The sequence below is a fragment of the Roseburia sp. 1XD42-69 genome, from assembly GCF_003612565.1.
GTDB lineage: Bacteria > Bacillota > Clostridia > Lachnospirales > Lachnospiraceae > Roseburia_B.
The window spans coordinates 1-20,161 of record NZ_RAZG01000020.1; the positions used below are offsets into that span (position 1 = coordinate 1).

Below are 20,161 nucleotides of genomic sequence, written 5' to 3' on the forward strand. Positions count from 1 at the left end.
TTTTTTAGGTCGATAGTCTGTAAAACGCTCATATTCAAAACTCCTTTCAAGGCTTCCTGCCTGTTGATAAGGGTATTATAAAACCCAAATGTCCGCGAAATGTTACAGCAGCCAAAAAATTTCATTGAAAATAGGTATAAAATATTACAACGCTCGGACATTTCAAAATAATTTACGGCGGGCAGCCGGAAATGGCCGTCCGCTGCGTTCTATTTTGTCGGCAGCATAATAGAAAATTCCGAACCCTTGCCCAGCTCCGAAACCACTTTGATATAGCCGCCCTGCCGCGTTACGATCTCGCGGGCCAGATATAGGCCAATGCCCACGCCCTGCTGTTCGTGTACTTCTTCCTCACGATAGAAGCGCCGGAAGATGGCGGCCTGATTGCTTTCGGAAATGCCCTTGCCGGTGTCGGCAACTTTGATCTCCACATACATTTCCCACAGTACCACTGACACAGCGATTTTCCCGCCTGCCGGGGTGTACTTCACCGCATTGTCCAGCAGGTTAAAAAGGGCTTGGGAATAATGTCTATATGGAGTACGGGGCAATGAACATGAACCGTATGCCGGGAGGGGACAGTAAGGAGTCGTTTGGCAATAACCAGTCCGTTCAAAAGTTGAAAGACCAGAATAGTATGTCTGGAACCATTGGAGGGAATGCAGGAAGTCCAGTTTCAATAACGGAAAAAACTTTAGATATGGCATTGGATCCTGAAACTTATGCATACGTTATAGCTAAAAAATATGGTATAAATTTAAGAGGGTCAGGACAAAACATAACTATTAAATACAATCCCAATATACGTCCGGGAATATATGGGAGAACCTTGGGAGTCAATCCTTATGTTATAGAAATTGGTCCAGATGCGTTAATGAGTGAAACAGAGTTGGCAAATACAATTGCACATGAACTAAATCATGCACGTGATTTTATTAAAGGTGGTCATGCAACGGAGCCACCGGCTTATAGTGCCGGTAATGCGCTATCTGATTATATTAATGGAGGAAGATAGATGTGGATAGATAATGATGATAGAATAATGGAAATATTAGATTATATTGAAAAACCAAGTAAAGAATGTTTTCCTGTAACTTGCCCTATTTGTGGAAAAAGAGAGGGGCACTTATATTTTCATAGGTATATGCAAGGTAATGCTCGTGGGGGCATGTGGACTTGGTGTAGTGCATGTCGTCATAGTGCTCATGCTACATATCGTGTGCCGAAATTTTGGGAAAACTTAAAGGATATAAATTTTGCAAAACTGGCAAGCCATCCTGATTATTTAGAAGAGAAAAAAAATTGTATTGATGAGTGGAATAATAAGTTGATATTTAAAAGGTAGTGCAGAATGCGACACTATGAAAAAAGTCTGTAAATGCAGATCTTCTATGGTAATAATGGAAAAGGAAGGGACGGGTGTAACCGCTGTGTTGGCGGTTTTGGGTGGGGCTGTCGTACTAAGCAATTCGTGCGCAGCTCCTTTTTTGTGTAAAAAAAATACAGCCGGACTTCTTTTGATAAATCCATCCTGTCCAGTTCGCCGGAGTATACGTCAGACTTTCGGAGAATCGTCTGATATTCCCCGTCACCGATAACGATACCGTTCATGACACCGTTCATGCGTGTGTCCATGAGCTGGTATAATGCAGAGTCTTTCTCCAATCCTTCCTTCCGTGGTGTCGTAACTTACCTTTGTTTTGGCGGGTTAGCAAGTGGAAAAAGAAATTATAAAAAATTCATGTTTGTCAATGCGATTGAAGAATCTGCCAAGAACCGTCCTGTCCGTACTCCAGTAAATGTAAAGTTTATTGAAACTGAGGATGAACTGAGAGAATTTATGAGATTCAGGGAACAGAAAGCAAGGGAGAAATTAAATGCCAGTAATGAATAAATTTTTTGCAATCAATATCCGCAAGTATTTGGCATAAGGAGATGACCAAGAAGCCGGGGAGCCTGCGCTTGTTAAGCTGCTCTGATGCGGCTGCGCTGCGCTGGAAAGTATGGATTTTGTCGGCAGAAGCGTAATTTGTCGAATCGCAGATTGGGCGGGATAAATGGGGTAAAAGTCATTGAACCCTAACGGCGGCACAGGCGGCAATCTTGAATTGATGCCATAGAGTACATAGATGATAATCTTGGTAATATGCTGTTTTTTACGATATAAAAAGTGAAAGCCGGAGAAGGTGGATTGTATAAAATGAATAAATCATTTTCCGTTGCAAATCTATAACTATATTCCAGAAGAAATCCGTGCTAAGGTCAATATAAAAAAGCATGGAGGTTTCAAATGAAAGATTTAAAAAAGCAAATTGGCACACGTATCAGAAATCGGAGAATACAAATGCATTTTACCCAGGAAAGGCTTGCAGAGCTGGCAAATGTGACGCCCCAGACCATTTCCAGCGCTGAGCGTGGGACAAAAGAATTGCGTATCGTAAACTTTTATCAAATCTGCATCGCCCTGGAGGTGAGTTCAGAGTATCTGCTATTTGGGAAAAACGTATCATCAAATAAATGTTCATTTATCGAGAAGATTTCTCTTCTGTCCTCCAAACATTTTCAATGCTTTGAAAAAATCACAGAAAATTTTATTGAAGCTGTGGAAGCATCCGAACATATAACAAAATAAAATAGAATTTAAATTATAGCATGGGATAATTTAAAACATGGTCGCTTATAAATTCATGTGAAAGAAGGTATGATATAACTATACCTACACATGGAGGGTTCAAATGATAAATTTGCGGGAACAAATGGGGGAACGGATTAAAAAGCGCCGAAAGCAGATGTATCTAACCCAGGATAAGCTGGCGGAACAGGCAGGTTTGACTACCCAAACCATTTCCAGTGCAGAGCACGGCACGAAGGGGCTTCGGCCGGAAAGTCTATTAAAAATCTGCACGGTTCTTGAGATTACTCCAAATGATTTATATCTTGGAGGAAGTTCATCCCTGGAGATGAATCTTGTCATTGAAAGTACGGAACATATGCAGTTAGAGGAATTACGCCGCCTGGAAAGTTATGTGCATCATCAAATAGCAATTCGGGAGACAAAAATGGCAATTAAAGAGGAAGCAGAGGCGAAGGATAGTCTTATACGAGAAGGAGAAAGATAAATGCTGAGAGTTGCTGTTTGTGATGATGAAAAGATAATAGCAAATCAGATGGAAAAATGCGTTTTGGATATTTGCAGACGGGAAAATATACCGGTGGATACAGATGTGTTTTATAGTGGAAAATCTTTAGAGCAGGAAATATATAAAGGTACATATTATGATTTGATTTACATGGACATCCAGATGGCAAAAGGAGACGGAATCACGGCAGCTAAAAATATCCGCAAGATAGACGAAAATGCATTGTTGATTTATGTTTCTGGATACGACAAATATTTAATGGAATTATTTCGCTTAGATGTTTTTACTTTTATTAAAAAACCCATAGATAATCTGCAGTTTGAGAAAATATTTTTGGATGCAAACCGCAAAATTAACAGGCAGAGGTTATATTTTAATTACCAGTATAAAAAGCAGGAGTTTAAACTGCTCTGTATGGATATTTTATTTTTTGAGAGTACCGGAAGGAAGATTATTATACACGTAAAAGAGGGAGGCGAAAGAGTTTTTAACGGAAAGTTATCAGCAGTGGAAGAGTGGTCGGTGAATGGAAAAATTCCTTTTTTAAGAATCCACCAGTCTTACCTGGTAAATTACCATCATATAAGTGCACGGTCAAAAACAGAGGTAAAGCTTACGGACGGTACAAAGCTGCCAGTAAGCGAAGAGAGACAAAAAGCTTTTAGCAATAGTTACAGCAGGCTTCTGGGCAGCGAGATAGATATGTAAAATTGGGGGAATTTTACAGGATACCTGGTATTTTTGATAGATTAATTAAATAAAGAAAATTTTAATGTATGCTATAGGTATATTCCAGAACGAAAATATCTTATGAAATAGGAATGGATTATGCCATCTGAAAAGGAATGACAGAAAAAAGATACTTGCGCTTCTTTCTGTCATGTCTGGCATATTTTAGTTTTTTAGCAGTCGGGCACATAGGTGGTTTGGGCTGCTTTTTTTTATTTAGATTATTATGCTGCAGAAGGGGGTAGTGCAAGATGGCAAATGAAGGAAAAGATACATATTCGTCATTGGAGCCGGGAGGCAGTGTAACAGTGTTGAGTATGGAGGGAGGGGAGATGAACCTTTTTGGCAGCACTTATACCTCCTTAGAGTTAAGTGAAACAAGGTCTTATCCCAAAATTCAGGATGACCTGATTGCCATTCCGCCGGATCCTACCAAGGGATTGATTGCCGGTTTGGCAGTGGCGGCAGTTTTTGCCGGCCTGGCCATTGCCACAGTTGCAACAGGCGGAGCGGCATTGGCAGCTGTTGCCCTGGCCGGTGCAGCCGTTGGTACAACTGCGGCAGCAGTGGGGATGTACCAAAGCGACATAGAAAATGGGTATGACAGGAGTGTGGGGGAATATGCCATGGGACTTGCAGGCGGGGCCGCCCTCGGTGCAATAGCTGGGGCATTTCTTTACTGGACTGCGGCGGCAGCTCCTGCAGCCGGGGCTATTGCTTCAATGGATGCAGGGTATTATTTAGGTGTTTCAGGCTTTACACAAAATGTTGTACCTGCTATAGTAACAAATGGAGTATATGGGCTTACCATTACCACCGGGGCTTATACGGTCAATGATATATATGCAAACAACAGCGGTTATAATGTTGTTTTGGATAAAGTATTTGATAATGACAGGGAAGCTTATGAGGCCTTTGGATTGGCGTTATGGTTTACAAACGGGGCGGTTGTAGAGTATGTTTCCATAAACGCATATCGCGGGATTGATAAACAGGGGGTGCAATACGAAAGGGGGAGCCAGGAGAATACATCGTCTCAGAAACCATATGCGAAACACAGACCCAGCTATGGGCCAGGTCAAGTGGAACAAGTTTGGGAAAATGCAAAAGACCCTGTAACAGGAAAAGTATATGACCCTTCGGGAGCAGAGATTACATGGGATCGTACCCGGCCCAGAAGCGGACAATGGGATATGGGCCATATACCGGGACAAAAATATTCTGATATGTATAAATTATATATGGATGGACAAATGACCCTGGAAGAGTTTCTTGAATGGTATAGAAATCCCGCAAACTACCGTCCTGAATTGCCAAGTACCAATCGAGGCCACAAATTTGAATGAGGTGACAAATGAATATAGAAAAATGCGATTTTGGGACAGTTATCAGTTTAGGAAGTTTGGAAGATTTTTGTGCGAAGTTAGAGCAGGAAGGGAAAAAAGCCGGGGAAGTTTTTGATTTCACTGACGCAAAGGGGATGAGCCTGCTTGAAGTGAGTTTGGCGGCAGGAAAATTTGATATTGCAAATTATTTGCTGTCTAATAACTGTAAAGTAAATCATGTTTCCAGTGAAGGGTGTAATGAATTTCATTATATTGCCAGCAGAATAAGATATGAGGGGGCATTGGAAGTTGCTGAAATCTTATTAGAAAGAGGAGTATCTTTAGCACAGAAAGATAAAAAGTATGGAAATTCAGCATTCTTTACTTTATGCCAGGAAATTTTTAAGGTTCGGACTGAGGAGACAATGAAATTTTTAGAAAATTGTCTGAAAAGGATAGAGGATTTTGATGCTTGTAATAAAGCGGGATACAGTATCAGAATGTTAATTAACCAGCGGGGAACTGAGAGATTAAATCAGATAATGGAGAGTAAGAGATGAAGAAAAGTATGAATATGGGCGGCTCTATTGTATCCAAAAATATTTTGGAAAAAAAAGGCAGATTAAAATGGTGTTTTCGGGAGAACGGCGTAAATGAAATAGATAACGGATGGCGTTTCCTATCTGAAATAGATACCGATGAATACCTGAAAAATGCTGCCAATATGGTCGTGTGTGACTGGGGGACTATTTTTGAAATTGAACCGGCTATTTTACCTATTTTTGACATGCCGGTGGGTACAGATTTAACGCTGGTGTATGAAGGGCAAAAAAAGTATTTTATATTTACAGATACCGGTGAAAAATGTGTATTTGGGAGCGAATAAGATGTATAAGTTTGAAAGGGCTTCATAATATACCGCTGAGAAAGGGGGAACCCAAGTGAGGGACAGGATAATCCGTTTGTCTATGGCATCTTTTGTGGCCTTACAGGAAGTGTATATCCACAAAAAGGCAAATGAGCACGGTATGGCAGTTATCCGGGGGGTGATTGCAGAGGGCAGCGAAGGGGAATTGTTTAAAAATGCGGAGAGCGGGAATGCTTCGCTGTACATACTGGATGAAAAAGGAAAGAGGAAAGATATTTTTTCCGGTATTATAGACAGTATGGAGGTAAAAAACGCAGGGGGCGTCAAAACGGCCCGGATTGTGTTGTCAGGCAGTACAAAGCTTATGGATTGCGTCAAGCATACCCGCACTTTTCAAAACCAAGGGATGACATATGACGAGCTTTTAGAAGAGATAAATGCCGGATATGAAAAAGTCTCCTGCATTCCAAATTGCAAGGTAGAAAATCCAATTAAAAAGTTAATTGTTCAGTACAAAGAGACGGACTGGGAATTTTTAAAGCGGATGGCGTCCCGGTTTTATCAGCCTCTCCTGCCGGATTACGCCGGGGAGGGGATACGCTATTCCTTTGGCCTTTCTGCAAAGGTGCCGGAAAAAAAGCTGGATGTGTACAGTTTTTCCACCGGAAATGCAAGAGAGGAATTTCTTATGAAAGAGGGACAGATACCGGAGATTATTGCGGATGATTTTACTTTTTATAAAGTAAAGAGCAGGGAGTATTTGGAACTTGGAGAGCGGACAGTTTTATGTCATCATGATTTTTTTGTGTATGAAGCTGTAAGTGTCTTAGAAGGAGAAGAATTGGTGCACACTTATACCCTGCGCAGGGAAGGAGGGTTTCAAACACCATCCAGACATAACAGAGGACTTATCGGGGCATCTCTTGATGCCGCTGTTCTTGCTGTGGATAAGGATACGGTAAAAATTGTGGTGGCGGTGGATAAAAAACAGGAGGAATCAAAGGCAAAGTGGTTTCCATATTCCACAGTGTATTCCTCGCCGGACGGATCTGGCTGGTATTGTATGCCCGAAAGAGGGGATAAGGTGAGGCTGTATTTTCCCAGCGAGTACGAGGATGAGGGATATGTCATAAGTGCGATTAACCTAGGGAATACCGGGGATTCGGAAGCGGGAAAGGGGCAGCCGAGAAGCGATCCGGCCAGGAAAGCCATATCCAATATGCATGGCAAGCAGGTTACTTTTACACCTGGGGCGGTGATTCTTACGAATAATAAAGGTATGACGGTAGCTTTGGATGATGAAAAGGGAGTAATGATTGCATCCAATAAGAATGTGACAGTTTCTGCGGAGGATAGTATTGTTCTGAAAAGTGATATGAGAATGGATATTCAGGCCACAAAAAGTATTAAATTGGCACGGGGAGACAGTAGTATAACGTTTGAAGATGAGCTGAAACTGAAGGGGACCAGCTTACAGGTGAAGGAATAAAGGTCTTATATGATAAATTATTGTGAACGAAGGTGAGGTAATGCAAAATGGGAAACGAACAGGTATATTTGGTAAGGGGAGCGATGTTAAGCTGCAGGATGGGAAGTCATCCCAGGCGTCTGAATTTGCCCCAAAGCCACGGGGAATACATATGTGACCATCCGGTGATTATGGATGAGGACTGCACTAAGGAAAATATTTCATCTTTCGGGGTCTGCAGCAGCCCTGTTCCCCCAGCGGGGGCAACACTGGTGAGGTATCCTGGTTATATGGGTGTGCCGCCGGAGGTTCAGGGAATGCAGTGTGTCCCTTCCATTTTAAAAAAATGGGAGAATACCAATGGGCAGGGAGTTACTATGGATTCTTATCTCGTGTGCTCCTGCGGGGGAATTATTGAACCAATGACATCGGGAATGGAATATGAGGACTGATGGATTCCGGTCACTTAGGAGGAGGACATGCCAGGGACAGATAAAGACACATATTCGTTATTGGAACCGGGAGGCAGTGTAACAGCCTTAAGTATGGAAGGAGGGGAGATGAACCTATTTGGCAGCACCTATACCTCCTTAGAGTTAAGTGAAATAAAGTCTTATCCCAAAATTCAGGACGACTTGATTGCCATTCCGCCGGACCCTACCAAGGGATTGATTGCCGGTTTGGCAGTTGCGGCAGTTTTTGCCGGCTTGGCCATTGCCACAGTTGCAACAGGCGGAGCGGCATTGGCAGCTGTTGCCCTGGCCGGTGCAGCTGTAGGTACAACTGCGGCTACAGTGGGGATGTACCAGAGCGACAAGGAAACCGGGTATGGCAGGAGCGTGGGAGGATATGCAGAAGGACTTGCAGGAGGTGCGGCTGTCGGTGCTTTGTCCGGGGCGTTTTTATATTGTACTGTGGTAGCAGCTCCTTCGGTAGGGGCTATAGCCGGAATGGGTGCATGGAATTATTTAGGTGTTTCATCTTTTACGCAGAATGTTGTACCTGCTATAGTAACAAATGGGGTATATGGGCTTACCGTTACAACGGGAGTTTATACCGTAAATGATATATATGCAAGTAACAGCGGTTATAATGTGGTTTTGGACAAGGTGTTTCAAAATGACGTTGATGCCTATGAAACCTTTGGACTGGCATTATGGTATACCAATGGGGCAGTTGTGGAGTATGCATCTATAAACGCATACCGGAGCAGTAAACAGGGAGTGCAATATGAAAAAGGAGGCAAATATAATTATATTAATTCAGATGGAACCATTAAGTGGCCCCAGAATGATGGTTTTGACGGTACTCCTGTGAAAAAAACATTACAGCCTGGAACTAAAGTGGACAGATACGGATATGGCGGCGGAAGTTTTGTGGCTCCCGAAGGCACGCCATATACACAGCGCTCTATGTTTCCCGGTTCAGATAAGCTTCTATATTCGGTATATGAGGTTGTAAAGCCGGTAGATGTAAAGGCAGGAAACGTAGCGCCGTGGTTTGGAGAACAGGGCGGCGGTGTGCAGTACAAATTTGAACAATCTGTTTCATCTTTGGTTGAACAGGGTATATTGAGAAAGGTAGGAGAGTAACATGGATAGAAAATTATTAGAAAAAATGTTAGTGGAAAATAAGGTTCCCTCTGATATGTATTCCTTGCAAGGAGGGCTGCCAAACGAGGCGTATTGTATAGATAAAATTGATGGTAAATGGGAGGTTTACTACAGTGAAAGGGGAACACGCTCAAATATCGGGCGTTTTGACGATGAGGAGGAAGCCTGTAACTGCCTGATAAAACAGATTAAAAGAAATTTGCCTGGGCTGAATTTCAGTTAAACAAGATTTAAACTATGACATAATATAATTTAAGCCATGGTCGCTTATAAATTCATGCTAAAGACGTTATGATATATCTATACCTACAGCATGGAGGTTTCAAATGATAAATTTGCGCAAACAAATGGGAGAGCGGATTAAAAAGCGGCGGAAACAATTGTATTTGACGCAGGATAAGCTGGCGGAACAGGCGGGGTTAACGATTCAGACGATTTCCAGTGCAGAACATGGCACCAAAGGACTACGGCCGGAAAGCCTGTTAAAAATCTGTTCGGTTCTTGAGATAACTCCAAATGATTTGTATTTGGGAGAGAGTTCTTTGTCGGAAATGAATCTGGTGATTGAGAGCACAGAGCACATGGAGTTAGAAGAGCTGCGCCGCCTGGAAAATTATGTACAGCACCAAATTGCAATCCGGGAGGCAAAGGATTTACTTTTGGGAGAAAAGACAGATGTATAAATTTGGAGAATACATACCGAATACGGCCATGGCGGTTGCATCCATGTGGATTGTACGCAGGTTCTTGGGAACGTTTTGCGAGAAAAAAGAGAGAAGTCTCCTGTCGGTAACAGCCTGGATTCTGTATTTTGTTTTTCAGATTTATTTTCAGATAGACACAGGAAATTTGCATGTTATTACCTTGCCCTTGACGGTGGTTTTGCTGTTTAATATAGCGCTGTGGGGCTATCGTTCCACCGGAAAGGAAAAATGCTTTTTATCCGTAATGCTGTGTGCCTTATGGTTTTTAATCGAAATGCTTACTTTTGTTATGATTAGCGGAGTTCCTATGGAGCATGAAAGCCAGGATGTGCTTGGCACGATTATATCAAAAATGCTGATGATAGTTTTGGTTTACACAATATCTGTGTTTTGGAATAAGAGATATGATGAGGCTGTGTCTGGGCATTTTTATTTCTACTTTCTTTTTCTGCCGGGAGGCAGTATCTTTATTGCATTAAGTCTGTTTTATTCTGGGGGAAGTGAAAATAGTAGATTTTTAGCTACAGCTTCTGTAAGTGTCCTGCTTTTATTCAATGTGGTGGTTTTTGAGATTTATATGAAAATGAATGAGCTTTTTATGCAGGAAAAGGAAAGAATCATTTATGCAAAACAGTCAGAAATTATTTCCGCCAATACGGAGGAACAGAAGAAAATGATAGAAGATTTTCACGAGGAAAAACATAATCTGGTGAACCAGCTGATTGTTTTGAAAAGTGAAGTGGAAAAATGTGAGACGGAGGAAGTCATTCGGAATCTGAATAAGATTATAAAGAACTGCCATTATACGGACAGTATTTCAGAGTGCGGGAATACAACCATTGATGCGATTATTAATTTTAAGTATACGGTAGCAAGGGAATGGGGGATAGATTTCCGATTGAAGATATTTGTGCCGGAGGATTTACCCATAGAGGAGAGAGACCTTGGAGTTGTTTTGGGAAATGCATTGGACAATGCAATGGAGGCGGTGAGAAAGTGCGCCAGGGAAGATAAAATCATAGATATTTCTATGGGGACAAAGAAATCGGCATTGATCCTGGTAATGAAAAATCCTTATGAGCAGCCAATTGCCAGGGACAGGCGGGGAATAATTTTGTCTTCCAAAGACGAAAAAGGCAGACATGGATATGGATTAAAGTCCATTATGAAAATAGCTTCAAAGTATCAGGGAGACGTAGTTGTGGAGGATGCAGATAACGTTTTTTCTCTAACTGTGGTGATGAATTTTGGGGAATTTTGACAAAAAAGCAGGTATTTTTGACAGATTAGGCCATTTTCCCTTAAATTCATGTATCCTGTACTTATTCTAGGATAAAGGAGGGATATGGCCATGGAGAATCGTGATAAAAAGACAGCGGCAAAACTTTTGACGGCAGCGGCAGACAAAGCCCTTTCTGCTGCGGCGAACAGCAGATGTGTATTTTTTTACCATCAGCCCAAACAGCCCGTTGAAGTAAAAAAATTCAGAAAGTTCTAGTATGAAAAAACTATATGAAACACTAGCGGATTATGTCATGCAAAAAGGCATGATAGAAGAATCGGACAGGGAAATGTATGAATATGCTTTTCAGATAACAGCAGAAGCAGGGCTCTTTGTTTTGTTCTGTTTTCTGATGGCATTACATATGCATATGCTTGTGGAAGGGTTATTGTTTTTTATTATATTTGTCCCTTTAAGGTCATATGCCGGGGGACTGCATATGGATACATTCAAGGCCTGTTTTTTACTTTCATGCCTGGCATTTTCCGGTGTATTGCTTTTAGCCAGGTATATAGAGATTCCTGGCTGTTTTTCTTTTCTGGTTTTGCTCTCATTGGAATTTACGATTTATTGGCTGTATCCTGTTGAAAATAAGAACAGGGAAGTGGACAGGGAAGAAAACGCCTGGTTTAAAAGGAAATTAAGAAGTTTTCTTTTGTTGGATTTTTTTCTTGCTTTGGCTTGTCTGGCATTTTATAAGGAAAGATATCTGCTTTTAATGGGGGCAACTTTTTTATTAATAGCAATTTCCATGATAATTGCAAAAGCAAAATAACCCATGTATAAAACATTCCTCCCAAGGAGACAATACGTCCCAAAAGGAGGGATTTTTTTATGACGGAAGATACGGTAAATTTACTTCAGGAATGTAATGCGGGCATTAAAATGGGAGTAACTTCTTTGGATGATGTTTTGGGCCATGTGAGGGACGACGGGTTAAAGAATTTGCTGCTTAAAAGTAAGGACACCCATTCCAGGCTGGGAAATAAGACACATGAATATCTTGTGGAGTACCAGGAAGAGGGGAAAGAGCCGGCGGTGATGGCAAAGGTAATGTCCTGGTTTAAGTCCAATATGAAGCTGGAAGGGGAGAATTCCGACTCCATGGCGGCGGATATCATTACGGACGGATGCAATATGGGAATTAAGTCTCTGTATAAGTATCTGCACCAGTATCCAAAGGCGGAGCAGAAAGTAAAAGATTTGACAGGAGAGCTTATCCGGGCGGAGGAAACCCTTGTAGAGGATTTGCGGGAATATCTGTAAAAATTCTTGCATTTTTACCTGTGATATGATACTCTACAACTACATGAATGATGAAACGGAAAGACAAGAGAAACAGGGGAATTTGCCCCATACAGGTGTGCCTGACAGAAAGTTGGCCTATGGCTTGGCCAGGCAGAAAACAGCGGATATTACGGGCAGGTGATTCATTTTCACCTGTTCTTTTTTTCTCTGGCAGACTGTAGTTGTAGATAGAGGTGAGAAAGCGGATGAATATAGAAGCACAGAAACATGCTCCGGTGTATGAAGCCCTGGAGCGGCTGAGGAAAAAGAGAGTGGTGCCCTTTGACGTGCCGGGACATAAGCGGGGCAGGGGGAATCCTGAGTTAAAAGAACTTTTGGGGGAAAAATGTGTCAGCCTTGATGTAAATTCCATGAAGCCTTTGGATAATCTCTGCCATCCCATGTCTGTGATAAAGGAGGCGGAGGAGCTGGCGGCGGAGGCTTTTGGGGCTGACCACGCATTTTTTATGGTGGGGGGAACTACTTCTTCCGTGCAGAGCATGGTGATGACGGCCTGCCAGGCGGGGCAGAAGATTATCCTGCCCCGGAACGTACACAAAAGCGTGATAAATGCCCTGGTGTTAAACGGGGCGGTTCCGGTGTATGTAAATCCTAAAGTGGATGAGCGTCTGGGGATTTCCCTGGGGATGGAAATGGGGGATTTAGAGCAGGCCATTTTTGACAATCCCGATGCCGTGTGCGTGTTGGTAAACAATCCCACCTACTATGGAATCTGTTCCGACCTTAAGAGCATCGTAAGGCTTGCCCATGAACACAATATGCTGGTGTTGGTGGATGAGGCCCATGGAACCCACCTTTATTTTGGGGAAAATCTTCCGGTAAACGCCATGGAAGCCGGTGCGGATATGGCTTCCGTGTCCATGCACAAGTCCGGGGGCAGCTTAACCCAAAGCTCCCTGCTTTTGGTAAACAGTACGGTAAACTGGGAGTATGTCAGCCAGATTGTAAATCTCACCCAGACCACAAGCGCCTCCTATCTTTTGCTGTCAAGCCTTGACATTTCAAGGAGAAACTTAGTCATGCGGGGCCGGGAATCTTTTGCCCGGGTAGTGGAGATGGCAGAGTATGCCAGGGAGGAAATCAATGACATTGGCGGGTATTATGCCTATGGGCGGGAGCTGATGAATGGCAACAGCGTCTTTGATTTTGATGTGACAAAACTTTCTGTGTTTACCAGGGATATCGGGCTGGCGGGGATTGAAGTTTATGATTTGCTCCGGGATGAATACGATATTCAGATTGAGTTTGGGGATATTACAAATATTCTGGCATATATTTCCATTGGCGACAGAATTCAGGATATTGAGCGCCTGGTGGGGGCGTTGTCTGACATTAAACGACTGTACAGCAAAAATCCGGCCCATATGCTAAAGTCGGAATATATTGCCCCGAAAGTATGTGTTTCCCCCCAGAAGGCTTTTTATGCGGACAAAGTATCTATGCCTATCGGGGAGACGGCGGGGAAGATATGCAGTGAATTTGTCATGTGTTATCCTCCGGGGATTCCGATTTTAGCCCCGGGAGAGATTATAACCCCTGAGATTATACAATATATTAATTATGCCAAAGAAAAGGGGTGTTCCATGCAGGGGACTCAGGACCCATATGTGGAAAATTTAAATGTTCTGGCCAGTGAGGGAAACGCCTGGTGACAATAACTTTGTTTAGCGGGAGGAAATAGATTTGGAATTATGGTTTTCAGATTATCATACGGAAAAGGTGAAAGTATCTGTTAAGGTGGAAAAACAGCTTTTTGGGGCACAGACAGATTATCAGAGGCTGGATGTCTTTGAGTCTGAGGAGTTCGGCAGGTTTATAAGCTCTGACGGGAGTATTGTCTTTTCTGAGAAAGATGAGTTTACATATGATGAGATGATCGTGCATGTTCCCATGGCAGTCCATCCCCATGTGGAGAAAGTCCTTGTCATTGGAGGCGGGGATGGCGGCGTGTGCCGGGAGTTGTCCTATTATAAAGAAATCCGGCAGATCGACGTGGTGGAGCCGGATGAGGTTTTTGTCAATGTGTGCAGGGAGTATTTCCCCGACAATGCCTGCGGGTTAAATGATCCCAGGGTTACGGTTTATTATAAAGACGGGCTGAAATTTCTTCGCACCAGGCACGAGGAGTATGACTTGATTATCAACGATGCCATTGACCCCTTAGGGCATACGGCAGGGCTTTTTACCAAAGAGTTTTACGGCAATTCCTACCGGGCCTTAAAGGAGGACGGCATGATGGTGTATCAGCATGGGAGCCCTTTTTATGATGAGGATGAGGAATCCTGCCGGGCTATGCACAGGAAGGCAAGCCACAGTTTTCCCATCAGCAAAGTGTACCAGGCCCACATTCCCACCTGTTCTTCCGGGTACTGGCTCTTTGGCTTTGTGTCAAAAAAATACCATCCCTTGAGGGATTTGGATGCAAAGCGGTGGAACGGCAGGAAGATAGAAACCTGGTATTATACCACAAACCTGCACAAGGGGGCTTTTATGCTGCCCAAATATGTGGAGGATATGCTGATGGAGGAAGAAAATTAATTTTTGGAGGGAAAGATGAGCAGAGTATTAATTATTGGATGCGGCGGCGTGGCCAGGGTGGCCATTACAAAATGCTGCCAGAACAGTGATGTGTTTACAGAGATTTGTATTGCCAGCAGGACGAAGGAAAAATGTGACGCTTTAAAAGAAGAACTTTCCGGAAAGACAAAGACGGTGATTACCACTGCAAAAGTGGATGCGGATCATAAAGAGGAACTGGTAAAGCTGATAAAAGAATACCAGCCAAAGGCTGTGTTAAATGTGGCCCTTCCCTACCAGGATCTTACCATTATGGATGCCTGCCTGGAATGTAAGGTAGATTATATTGACACGGCAAATTATGAGCCGGAGGATATAGAGGAGCCGAAATGGCGGGAGATTTACGACAAGCGGTGCAAGGAACTTGGGTTTTCCGCCTATTTTGACTATTCCTGGCAGTGGGCTTATCAGGAAAAATATAAGGAAGCCGGGATTACAGCCCTTCTTGGCACAGGATTTGACCCGGGAGTGACCAGTGTGTTTACCGCCTATGCCCTAAAACACTATTTTGATGAGATAGAAACCATTGATATTTTGGACTGCAATGGAGGGGATCACGGCTATCCCTTTGCCACCAACTTTAACCCGGAAATTAACCTGCGGGAAGTGTCTGCTCCAGGCTCTTACTGGGAGGATGGCAGATGGGTGGAAGTTGCGCCCATGAGCATAAAAAGGGAGTACGATTTCCCGGAGGTTGGCAGGAAGGATATGTACCTTCTGCATCATGAGGAGATTGAATCCCTGGCGAAAAATATTCCGGGAGTAAAGAGAATCCGTTTCTTTATGACCTTTGGGCAGAGTTATTTAACCCATATGAAGTGCCTGGAAAACGTGGGGATGCTTGGCACTTCCCCGGTGATGTATGAGGGACGGGAGATTGTTCCCATCCAGTTTTTAAAAGCCCTTCTTCCAGACCCGGCTTCCCTTGGGCCAAGGACGGTGGGAAAGACGAATATCGGCTGTATTTTTACAGGAAAAAAGGACGGAAAAGAGAAAAAGATTTACATTTATAATGTGTGTGACCATCAGGAGTGCTTCAAAGAGGTGGGCTCCCAGGCAATCTCTTATACCACGGGAGTTCCTGCTATGATTGGCACGGCCCTTGTGGTTTTGGGTAAATGGAAGGAGCCCGGGGTGTTTACCGTGGAAGAATTCGACCCAGACCCCTATATGGACATGTTAAATAAATATGGGCTTCCCTGGGTGGTAGATGAGAACCCTAGGTTGGTGGATTCAGATGTTTGAGCAGGTGAAAACCCCATGTTATGTGGTGGATGAAAAAAAATTAAAAGAGAATCTTTCTATTTTAAAGGATGTGGAGCAGCAGTCAGGGGCCCGCATCCTTCTGGCCCAAAAGGCCTTTTCCATGTATTCCCTGTATCCCCTAATGGGAAAATACTTAAGCGGGACCACAGCCAGCGGCCTTTATGAGGCAAGGCTTGGGTATGAGGAGATGGGAAAGGAAAACCATGTGTTTGCCCCGGCATATAAAAAAGAAGATGTGCGGGAATTGGCGAAAATCTGTGACCACATGGTGTTTAATTCTTTCAGGCAGTATGAAACCTATAAGGATATGTGCGGCGGCGTGAGCCTTGGGATCCGGGTGAACCCCTGTTTCTCCACTCAGAAGGCACATGCCATCTATGACCCCTGCGGTCCTTTTTCCAGGCTTGGGGTGACATTGGAGCAGTTTCCCCCTGCCCCGGATTTTGGCGAAGGGGGGCTTGAGGGCATTCATTTCCATACCCTGTGTGAACAGGATGCGGAGGATTTAATTGCAACTTTCCAGGCGGTGGAGGAGCAGTTTGGAAAGTGGCTTCCCAAAGTAAAATGGATTAATATGGGGGGAGGCCACCACATTACAAGGGAGGATTATCACAGAGGGAAACTGATTTCTTTCCTTCGGGAAGTGAAGGAAAAATATAAGGCGGAAATTTACTTAGAGCCAGGGGAGGCTGTTGCTTTAAATGCCGGATACCTTGTGACAGAGGTGATGGACAAGGTGGAAAACAGCAGGGAGATTTTGATTTTGGACGCCTCCGCCGCCTGCCATATGCCCGACGTGCTGGAAATGCCCTACCGCCCGCCTTTAAAGGGGGGCTATGAGCCAGGGGAGAAACCTTACACTTACCGTCTCTCCTCCCTTACCTGCCTGGCGGGGGATGTGATTGGGGATTACAGCTTTGAGAAAGAGATTTCCATTGGGGACCGGCTGGTATTTGAAGATATGGCCATTTACTCTATGGTGAAAAACAATACCTTTAACGGCATTCCCCTGCCGGATATCTGCCTGTTAAAAGAAAATGGGGAGATAGAAACTGTGAAGCATTTTGGATATGAAGATTTTAAAGGAAGGCTGTCCTGATGGAGAATAGACTTAACACACCTTTACATGACGGGTTTTATATGCCCGGAGAATTTGAACCCCATGAGGGATGTATTTTAATCTGGCCAAAGCGTCCCGGTTCCTGGCCTTTCGGGGCTAGGGCGGCAAGGAGGGCCTTTGTTCAGGTTATCCGCTGTATTGCGGAGAGTGAAAAGGTTTATGTGGCTGCAGGAAAGTCCTGTATAGGAGATGCCAGGGAGGCGTTAAAGGATATCCCTGGTGTAACGGTTTTTTCCGCAGAGACAGACGACGCCTGGGCCAGGGATATCGCCCCTACTTTTCTGGTAAACGGGAAGGGGGAAAGGCGCTGCGTCAACTGGGAATTTAACGCCTGGGGAGGGACGTACAACGGCCTTTACCCTTCCTGGGAAAAAGACAACGCTTTTGCAAAAATATTTGCAAATTTTTATGGTGCGCCCTGTTACGATGCGGCGCCTTTTGTCTTAGAGGGGGGGAGCATCCACTGCGACGGGGAAGGGACGGTTCTGGCAACGGAGGCCTGCCTTCTCAGTCACGGGAGAAATCCGGAGCTTTCTAAGGAGGAGATTGAAGGGCGTCTTTTGGAGTACCTTGGGGCCAAAAAAGTGCTGTGGATTCCCAGGGGGATTTACGGGGATGAGACGGATGAGCATGTGGATAATGTGTGCGCTTTTTTAAAGCCCGGGGAAGTGGTTTTGGCCTGGACGGATAATAAAAATGACCCTCAGTATGAGCTGTCCTCAGAGAGCCTTAGGGTTTTGGAGCAGTTAAGGGATGCTAAGGGCAGGAAATTAACCGTTCATAAGCTTCCAATCCCTGATGTCCCGGTAAAGGTTACACAGGAGGATTTGAAAGGGTATGTGTTTGAACCCGGGGAGGATGTGCGGGAAGCGGGAGAGCGTCTGGCGGCTTCCTATGTGAATTTTTATTTTTCCAACGGAGCGGTGATTCTGCCTGCTTTCGGAGGGGAAAATGAAGACAGCGACAGACGGGCGGCGGAGATTTTACACAGGCTTTGCCCGGGGCGGAAGGTGATGTCTGTATTTGCCAGGGATATCCTTTTGGGCGGGGGGAATATACATTGTATTACCCAGCAGATTCCCTGGGGGAAGGGCAGACTTCCATAGGCAGACATTGTAAAAGGCGGCAGATTGCAAAAATATTTTAGGAGGAACATCATATGGGCATATATCTGAATCCTGATAATATTGATTTTAAAGAGGCCCTTAATTCTGAAATTTATGTGGATAAAACGGGCCTTATTGCACTTACCAATAAAGTAATCCGCACAGAGCAGAAATATGTCTGCGTCAGCCGTCCAAGGCGGTTTGGAAAATCGGTGACGGCAAATATGCTTACGGCCTATTACAGCAGAGGCTGTGATTCCGGGGAAATGTTTCAGGACTATAAAATTTCCGCATCGAAAAGTTTTAGGGAGCATTTGAACCAGTATCATGTAATTCGGATCAATATGGCAGAATTTTCCCATATAAAAGAGATTGGCCTGATGGTGGGTGAACTGGAAAAAGCACTGCTTTTTGATCTTACGGAAGAATTTACGGAAGTGAAATTTTTTGACAGCACAAATCTGGTGCGCACTTTAAAAGATGTTTATGCCAGGACAAAAATTCCTTTTATATTTATTATAGATGAATGGGATTGTATATTCAGAGAGCATAAAGAGGACATAAAAGCCCAGAGTTTATACCTGGATTTTTTGCGGAATCTTATGAAAAACCAAAGTTACATTGCCCTTGCATATATGACGGGAATTCTTCCCATAAAAAAATACGGAGCTCATTCGGCCCTGAATATGTTTACGGAAGTTTCTATGACAGACCCAAGGGAATATGGGGAATTTACAGGATTTACAGAGCCGGAAGTTATGGCGCTGTGTGAAAGGTATCACATGCCTTTTGAAGAGGTAAAGCAGTGGTATGACGGCTATCATTTAATGGGAACGCCGGTATATAATCCACGTTCCGTTGTCATGTCTTTCACCGGGGGGTACTTTAACAATTACTGGACCTCCACGGAGACTTATGAGGCGTTAAAAGTTTACATTTCCATGGATTTTGACGGGTTAAACCAAATGGTTACCAGGCTGATTGCCGGGGAAGAGATTGCAATAAATCCCACAAAGTTTCAAAATGATATGACAACTTTTCACAGTGCGGATGACATATTAACTTTGCTGGTTCATCTGGGATATTTGACATTTGATTTTTATACAAAAAAGGTCCGTATTCCAAACCGTGAAGTTGCCGGGGAGTTTATCAATTCCATTGAGGACGGCGGCTGGGAACATGTGATAAAATCTATAAAGTCGTCCCGGGAGCTTCTGGATGCCACGCTGCGGGGAGAAGCGGATCTGGTGGCGGAAAGCATTGCAGACTGTCACAGGGAGAATACCTCTGTATTAAAGTACAATGATGAAAATTCTCTGGCTTGCGTGATTTGTCTGGCATATTATGCCGCCCGGGAGAAATATGAGATGTGGCGGGAACTGCCTGCCGGAGAAGGATTTGCGGACATGGTATTTTTGCCCAGGAAAAATGTAAACCTTCCTGCCATTTTAGTAGAATTAAAGAGAGATAAATCTGCAGGAGCAGCCATTGAACAGATAGAGAGAAAGCATTATCCGGATAAATTAAAAGAGTATTCCGGCGAAATTTTCCTTGTGGGAATCAACTATGACTCAAAAGATAAAATCCATACCTGTAAAATCCATAAAAGCAACCTTTAAGTTTTCTTAAGGTTGCTTTTATTTTGCCTTAAAACC

At 43.7% G+C, this 20,161-nt stretch carries 24 protein-coding genes and 1 pseudogene; 23 read left to right on the forward strand and 2 right to left on the reverse strand.

The genetic code is table 11. From position 1 onward, the window contains the following. Positions 1-209 precede the first annotated feature (209 nt). Positions 210-524, reverse strand: a pseudogene (locus tag D7Y06_RS11505) (sensor histidine kinase); the annotation flags it as partial. Positions 525-550: 26 nt separating this feature from the next. Between D7Y06_RS11505 and D7Y06_RS11510 the strand changes: the two are divergent. Both D7Y06_RS11510 and D7Y06_RS11515 read left to right on the forward strand, forming a co-directional pair. After that, a complete protein-coding gene (locus tag D7Y06_RS11510) occupies positions 551-1,015 on the forward strand; it encodes a hypothetical protein (RefSeq protein WP_120407946.1) in 465 nt (154 codons plus the stop codon). Then, positions 1,016-1,345 carry a hypothetical protein gene (locus tag D7Y06_RS11515; RefSeq protein ID WP_120407947.1) on the forward strand — a complete coding sequence of 110 codons (330 nt, stop codon included), beginning with the start codon at positions 1,016-1,018 and terminating at the stop codon, positions 1,343-1,345. Positions 1,346-1,389: 44 nt separating this feature from the next. Here the strand turns inward: D7Y06_RS11515 and D7Y06_RS11520 are convergent, their stop codons facing one another. Next, complete coding sequence (locus D7Y06_RS11520) at positions 1,390-1,665, reverse strand: hypothetical protein (RefSeq protein ID WP_120407948.1); 276 nt, start codon at positions 1,663-1,665, stop codon at positions 1,390-1,392. 625 nt (positions 1,666-2,290) lie between these two features. On the opposite strand from D7Y06_RS11520, the gene D7Y06_RS11525 reads away from it, so the two are divergent. The 21 genes from D7Y06_RS11525 to D7Y06_RS11625 all read left to right on the forward strand — a co-directional run bounded on the left by D7Y06_RS11525 (position 2,291) and on the right by D7Y06_RS11625 (position 20,125). After that, positions 2,291-2,632 (forward strand): helix-turn-helix domain-containing protein, encoded by a 342-nt coding sequence (locus D7Y06_RS11525; RefSeq protein ID WP_120407949.1) that lies wholly within the window; start codon positions 2,291-2,293, stop codon positions 2,630-2,632. 103 nt (positions 2,633-2,735) lie between these two features. Then, entirely contained in the window at positions 2,736-3,119 is a 384-nt protein-coding gene (locus D7Y06_RS11530; RefSeq protein ID WP_120407950.1) for a helix-turn-helix domain-containing protein, read from the forward strand. Continuing rightward, positions 3,120-3,848 carry a LytR/AlgR family response regulator transcription factor gene (locus D7Y06_RS11535; RefSeq protein ID WP_120407951.1) on the forward strand — a complete coding sequence of 243 codons (729 nt, stop codon included), beginning with the start codon at positions 3,120-3,122 and terminating at the stop codon, positions 3,846-3,848. A 272-nt stretch (positions 3,849-4,120) separates the two neighbouring features. Beyond that, a complete protein-coding gene (locus D7Y06_RS11540; protein ID WP_199714694.1) occupies positions 4,121-5,215 on the forward strand; it encodes an HNH/ENDO VII family nuclease in 1,095 nt (364 codons plus the stop codon). Positions 5,216-5,223: 8 nt separating this feature from the next. Next, positions 5,224-5,754, forward strand: coding sequence for an ankyrin repeat domain-containing protein (locus tag D7Y06_RS11545; protein ID WP_120407952.1), 531 nt, complete (start codon positions 5,224-5,226; stop codon positions 5,752-5,754). After that, positions 5,751-6,080: a DUF2185 domain-containing protein gene (locus tag D7Y06_RS11550; RefSeq protein WP_120407953.1), complete on the forward strand. Its 330-nt coding sequence runs from the start codon at positions 5,751-5,753 to the stop codon at positions 6,078-6,080. The genes D7Y06_RS11545 and D7Y06_RS11550 overlap by 4 nt, the downstream gene beginning before the upstream one ends. A gap of 55 nt (positions 6,081-6,135) precedes the next feature. Next, the gene (locus tag D7Y06_RS11555; RefSeq protein ID WP_120407954.1) at positions 6,136-7,551 is read left to right on the forward strand and encodes a contractile injection system protein, VgrG/Pvc8 family; all 1,416 of its coding nucleotides are present in this window, start codon (positions 6,136-6,138) and stop codon (positions 7,549-7,551) included. A gap of 47 nt (positions 7,552-7,598) precedes the next feature. Continuing rightward, on the forward strand, positions 7,599-7,982 hold the full coding sequence (locus D7Y06_RS11560) for a DUF4280 domain-containing protein (RefSeq protein WP_120407955.1): 384 nt from the start codon (positions 7,599-7,601) through the stop codon (positions 7,980-7,982). Positions 7,983-8,009: 27 nt separating this feature from the next. Beyond that, entirely contained in the window at positions 8,010-9,122 is a 1,113-nt protein-coding gene (locus D7Y06_RS11565) for a TNT domain-containing protein (RefSeq protein WP_120407956.1), read from the forward strand. 1 nt (position 9,123) lies between these two features. Continuing rightward, entirely contained in the window at positions 9,124-9,366 is a 243-nt protein-coding gene (locus tag D7Y06_RS11570) for a hypothetical protein (RefSeq protein WP_120407957.1), read from the forward strand. A 103-nt stretch (positions 9,367-9,469) separates the two neighbouring features. Next, a complete protein-coding gene (locus tag D7Y06_RS11575) occupies positions 9,470-9,826 on the forward strand; it encodes a helix-turn-helix domain-containing protein (RefSeq protein WP_120407958.1) in 357 nt (118 codons plus the stop codon). Beyond that, a complete protein-coding gene (locus tag D7Y06_RS11580; protein ID WP_158591360.1) occupies positions 9,819-11,108 on the forward strand; it encodes an ATP-binding protein in 1,290 nt (429 codons plus the stop codon). Before D7Y06_RS11575 ends, D7Y06_RS11580 begins: the two co-directional genes overlap by 8 nt. A 90-nt stretch (positions 11,109-11,198) precedes the next feature. After that, entirely contained in the window at positions 11,199-11,345 is a 147-nt protein-coding gene (locus tag D7Y06_RS11585) for a cyclic lactone autoinducer peptide (protein ID WP_120407960.1), read from the forward strand. Between the two features lies 1 nt (position 11,346). Continuing rightward, positions 11,347-11,904 carry an accessory gene regulator B family protein gene (locus tag D7Y06_RS11590; RefSeq protein WP_120407961.1) on the forward strand — a complete coding sequence of 186 codons (558 nt, stop codon included), beginning with the start codon at positions 11,347-11,349 and terminating at the stop codon, positions 11,902-11,904. A 59-nt stretch (positions 11,905-11,963) separates the two neighbouring features. Continuing rightward, complete coding sequence (locus D7Y06_RS11595) at positions 11,964-12,395, forward strand: hypothetical protein (RefSeq protein ID WP_120407962.1); 432 nt, start codon at positions 11,964-11,966, stop codon at positions 12,393-12,395. A gap of 227 nt (positions 12,396-12,622) precedes the next feature. Further along, on the forward strand, positions 12,623-14,089 hold the full coding sequence (locus tag D7Y06_RS11600; protein WP_120407963.1) for an aminotransferase class I/II-fold pyridoxal phosphate-dependent enzyme: 1,467 nt from the start codon (positions 12,623-12,625) through the stop codon (positions 14,087-14,089). A gap of 31 nt (positions 14,090-14,120) precedes the next feature. Beyond that, positions 14,121-14,975 (forward strand): polyamine aminopropyltransferase, encoded by an 855-nt coding sequence (gene speE, locus D7Y06_RS11605; RefSeq protein ID WP_120407964.1) that lies wholly within the window; start codon positions 14,121-14,123, stop codon positions 14,973-14,975. A 15-nt stretch (positions 14,976-14,990) separates the two neighbouring features. Next, positions 14,991-16,259, forward strand: a complete 1,269-nt coding sequence (locus D7Y06_RS11610; RefSeq protein ID WP_120407965.1) for a saccharopine dehydrogenase family protein — start codon at positions 14,991-14,993, stop codon at positions 16,257-16,259. After that, positions 16,252-17,379 carry a carboxynorspermidine decarboxylase gene (gene nspC / locus D7Y06_RS11615; protein WP_120407966.1) on the forward strand — a complete coding sequence of 376 codons (1,128 nt, stop codon included), beginning with the start codon at positions 16,252-16,254 and terminating at the stop codon, positions 17,377-17,379. The genes D7Y06_RS11610 and nspC overlap by 8 nt, the downstream gene beginning before the upstream one ends. Then, entirely contained in the window at positions 17,379-18,506 is a 1,128-nt protein-coding gene (gene aguA / locus D7Y06_RS11620) for an agmatine deiminase (protein WP_120407967.1), read from the forward strand. Before nspC ends, aguA begins: the two co-directional genes overlap by 1 nt. A gap of 53 nt (positions 18,507-18,559) precedes the next feature. After that, positions 18,560-20,125, forward strand: a complete 1,566-nt coding sequence (locus D7Y06_RS11625; protein ID WP_120407968.1) for an AAA family ATPase — start codon at positions 18,560-18,562, stop codon at positions 20,123-20,125. The last annotated feature ends 36 nt before the right edge of the window (positions 20,126-20,161 follow it).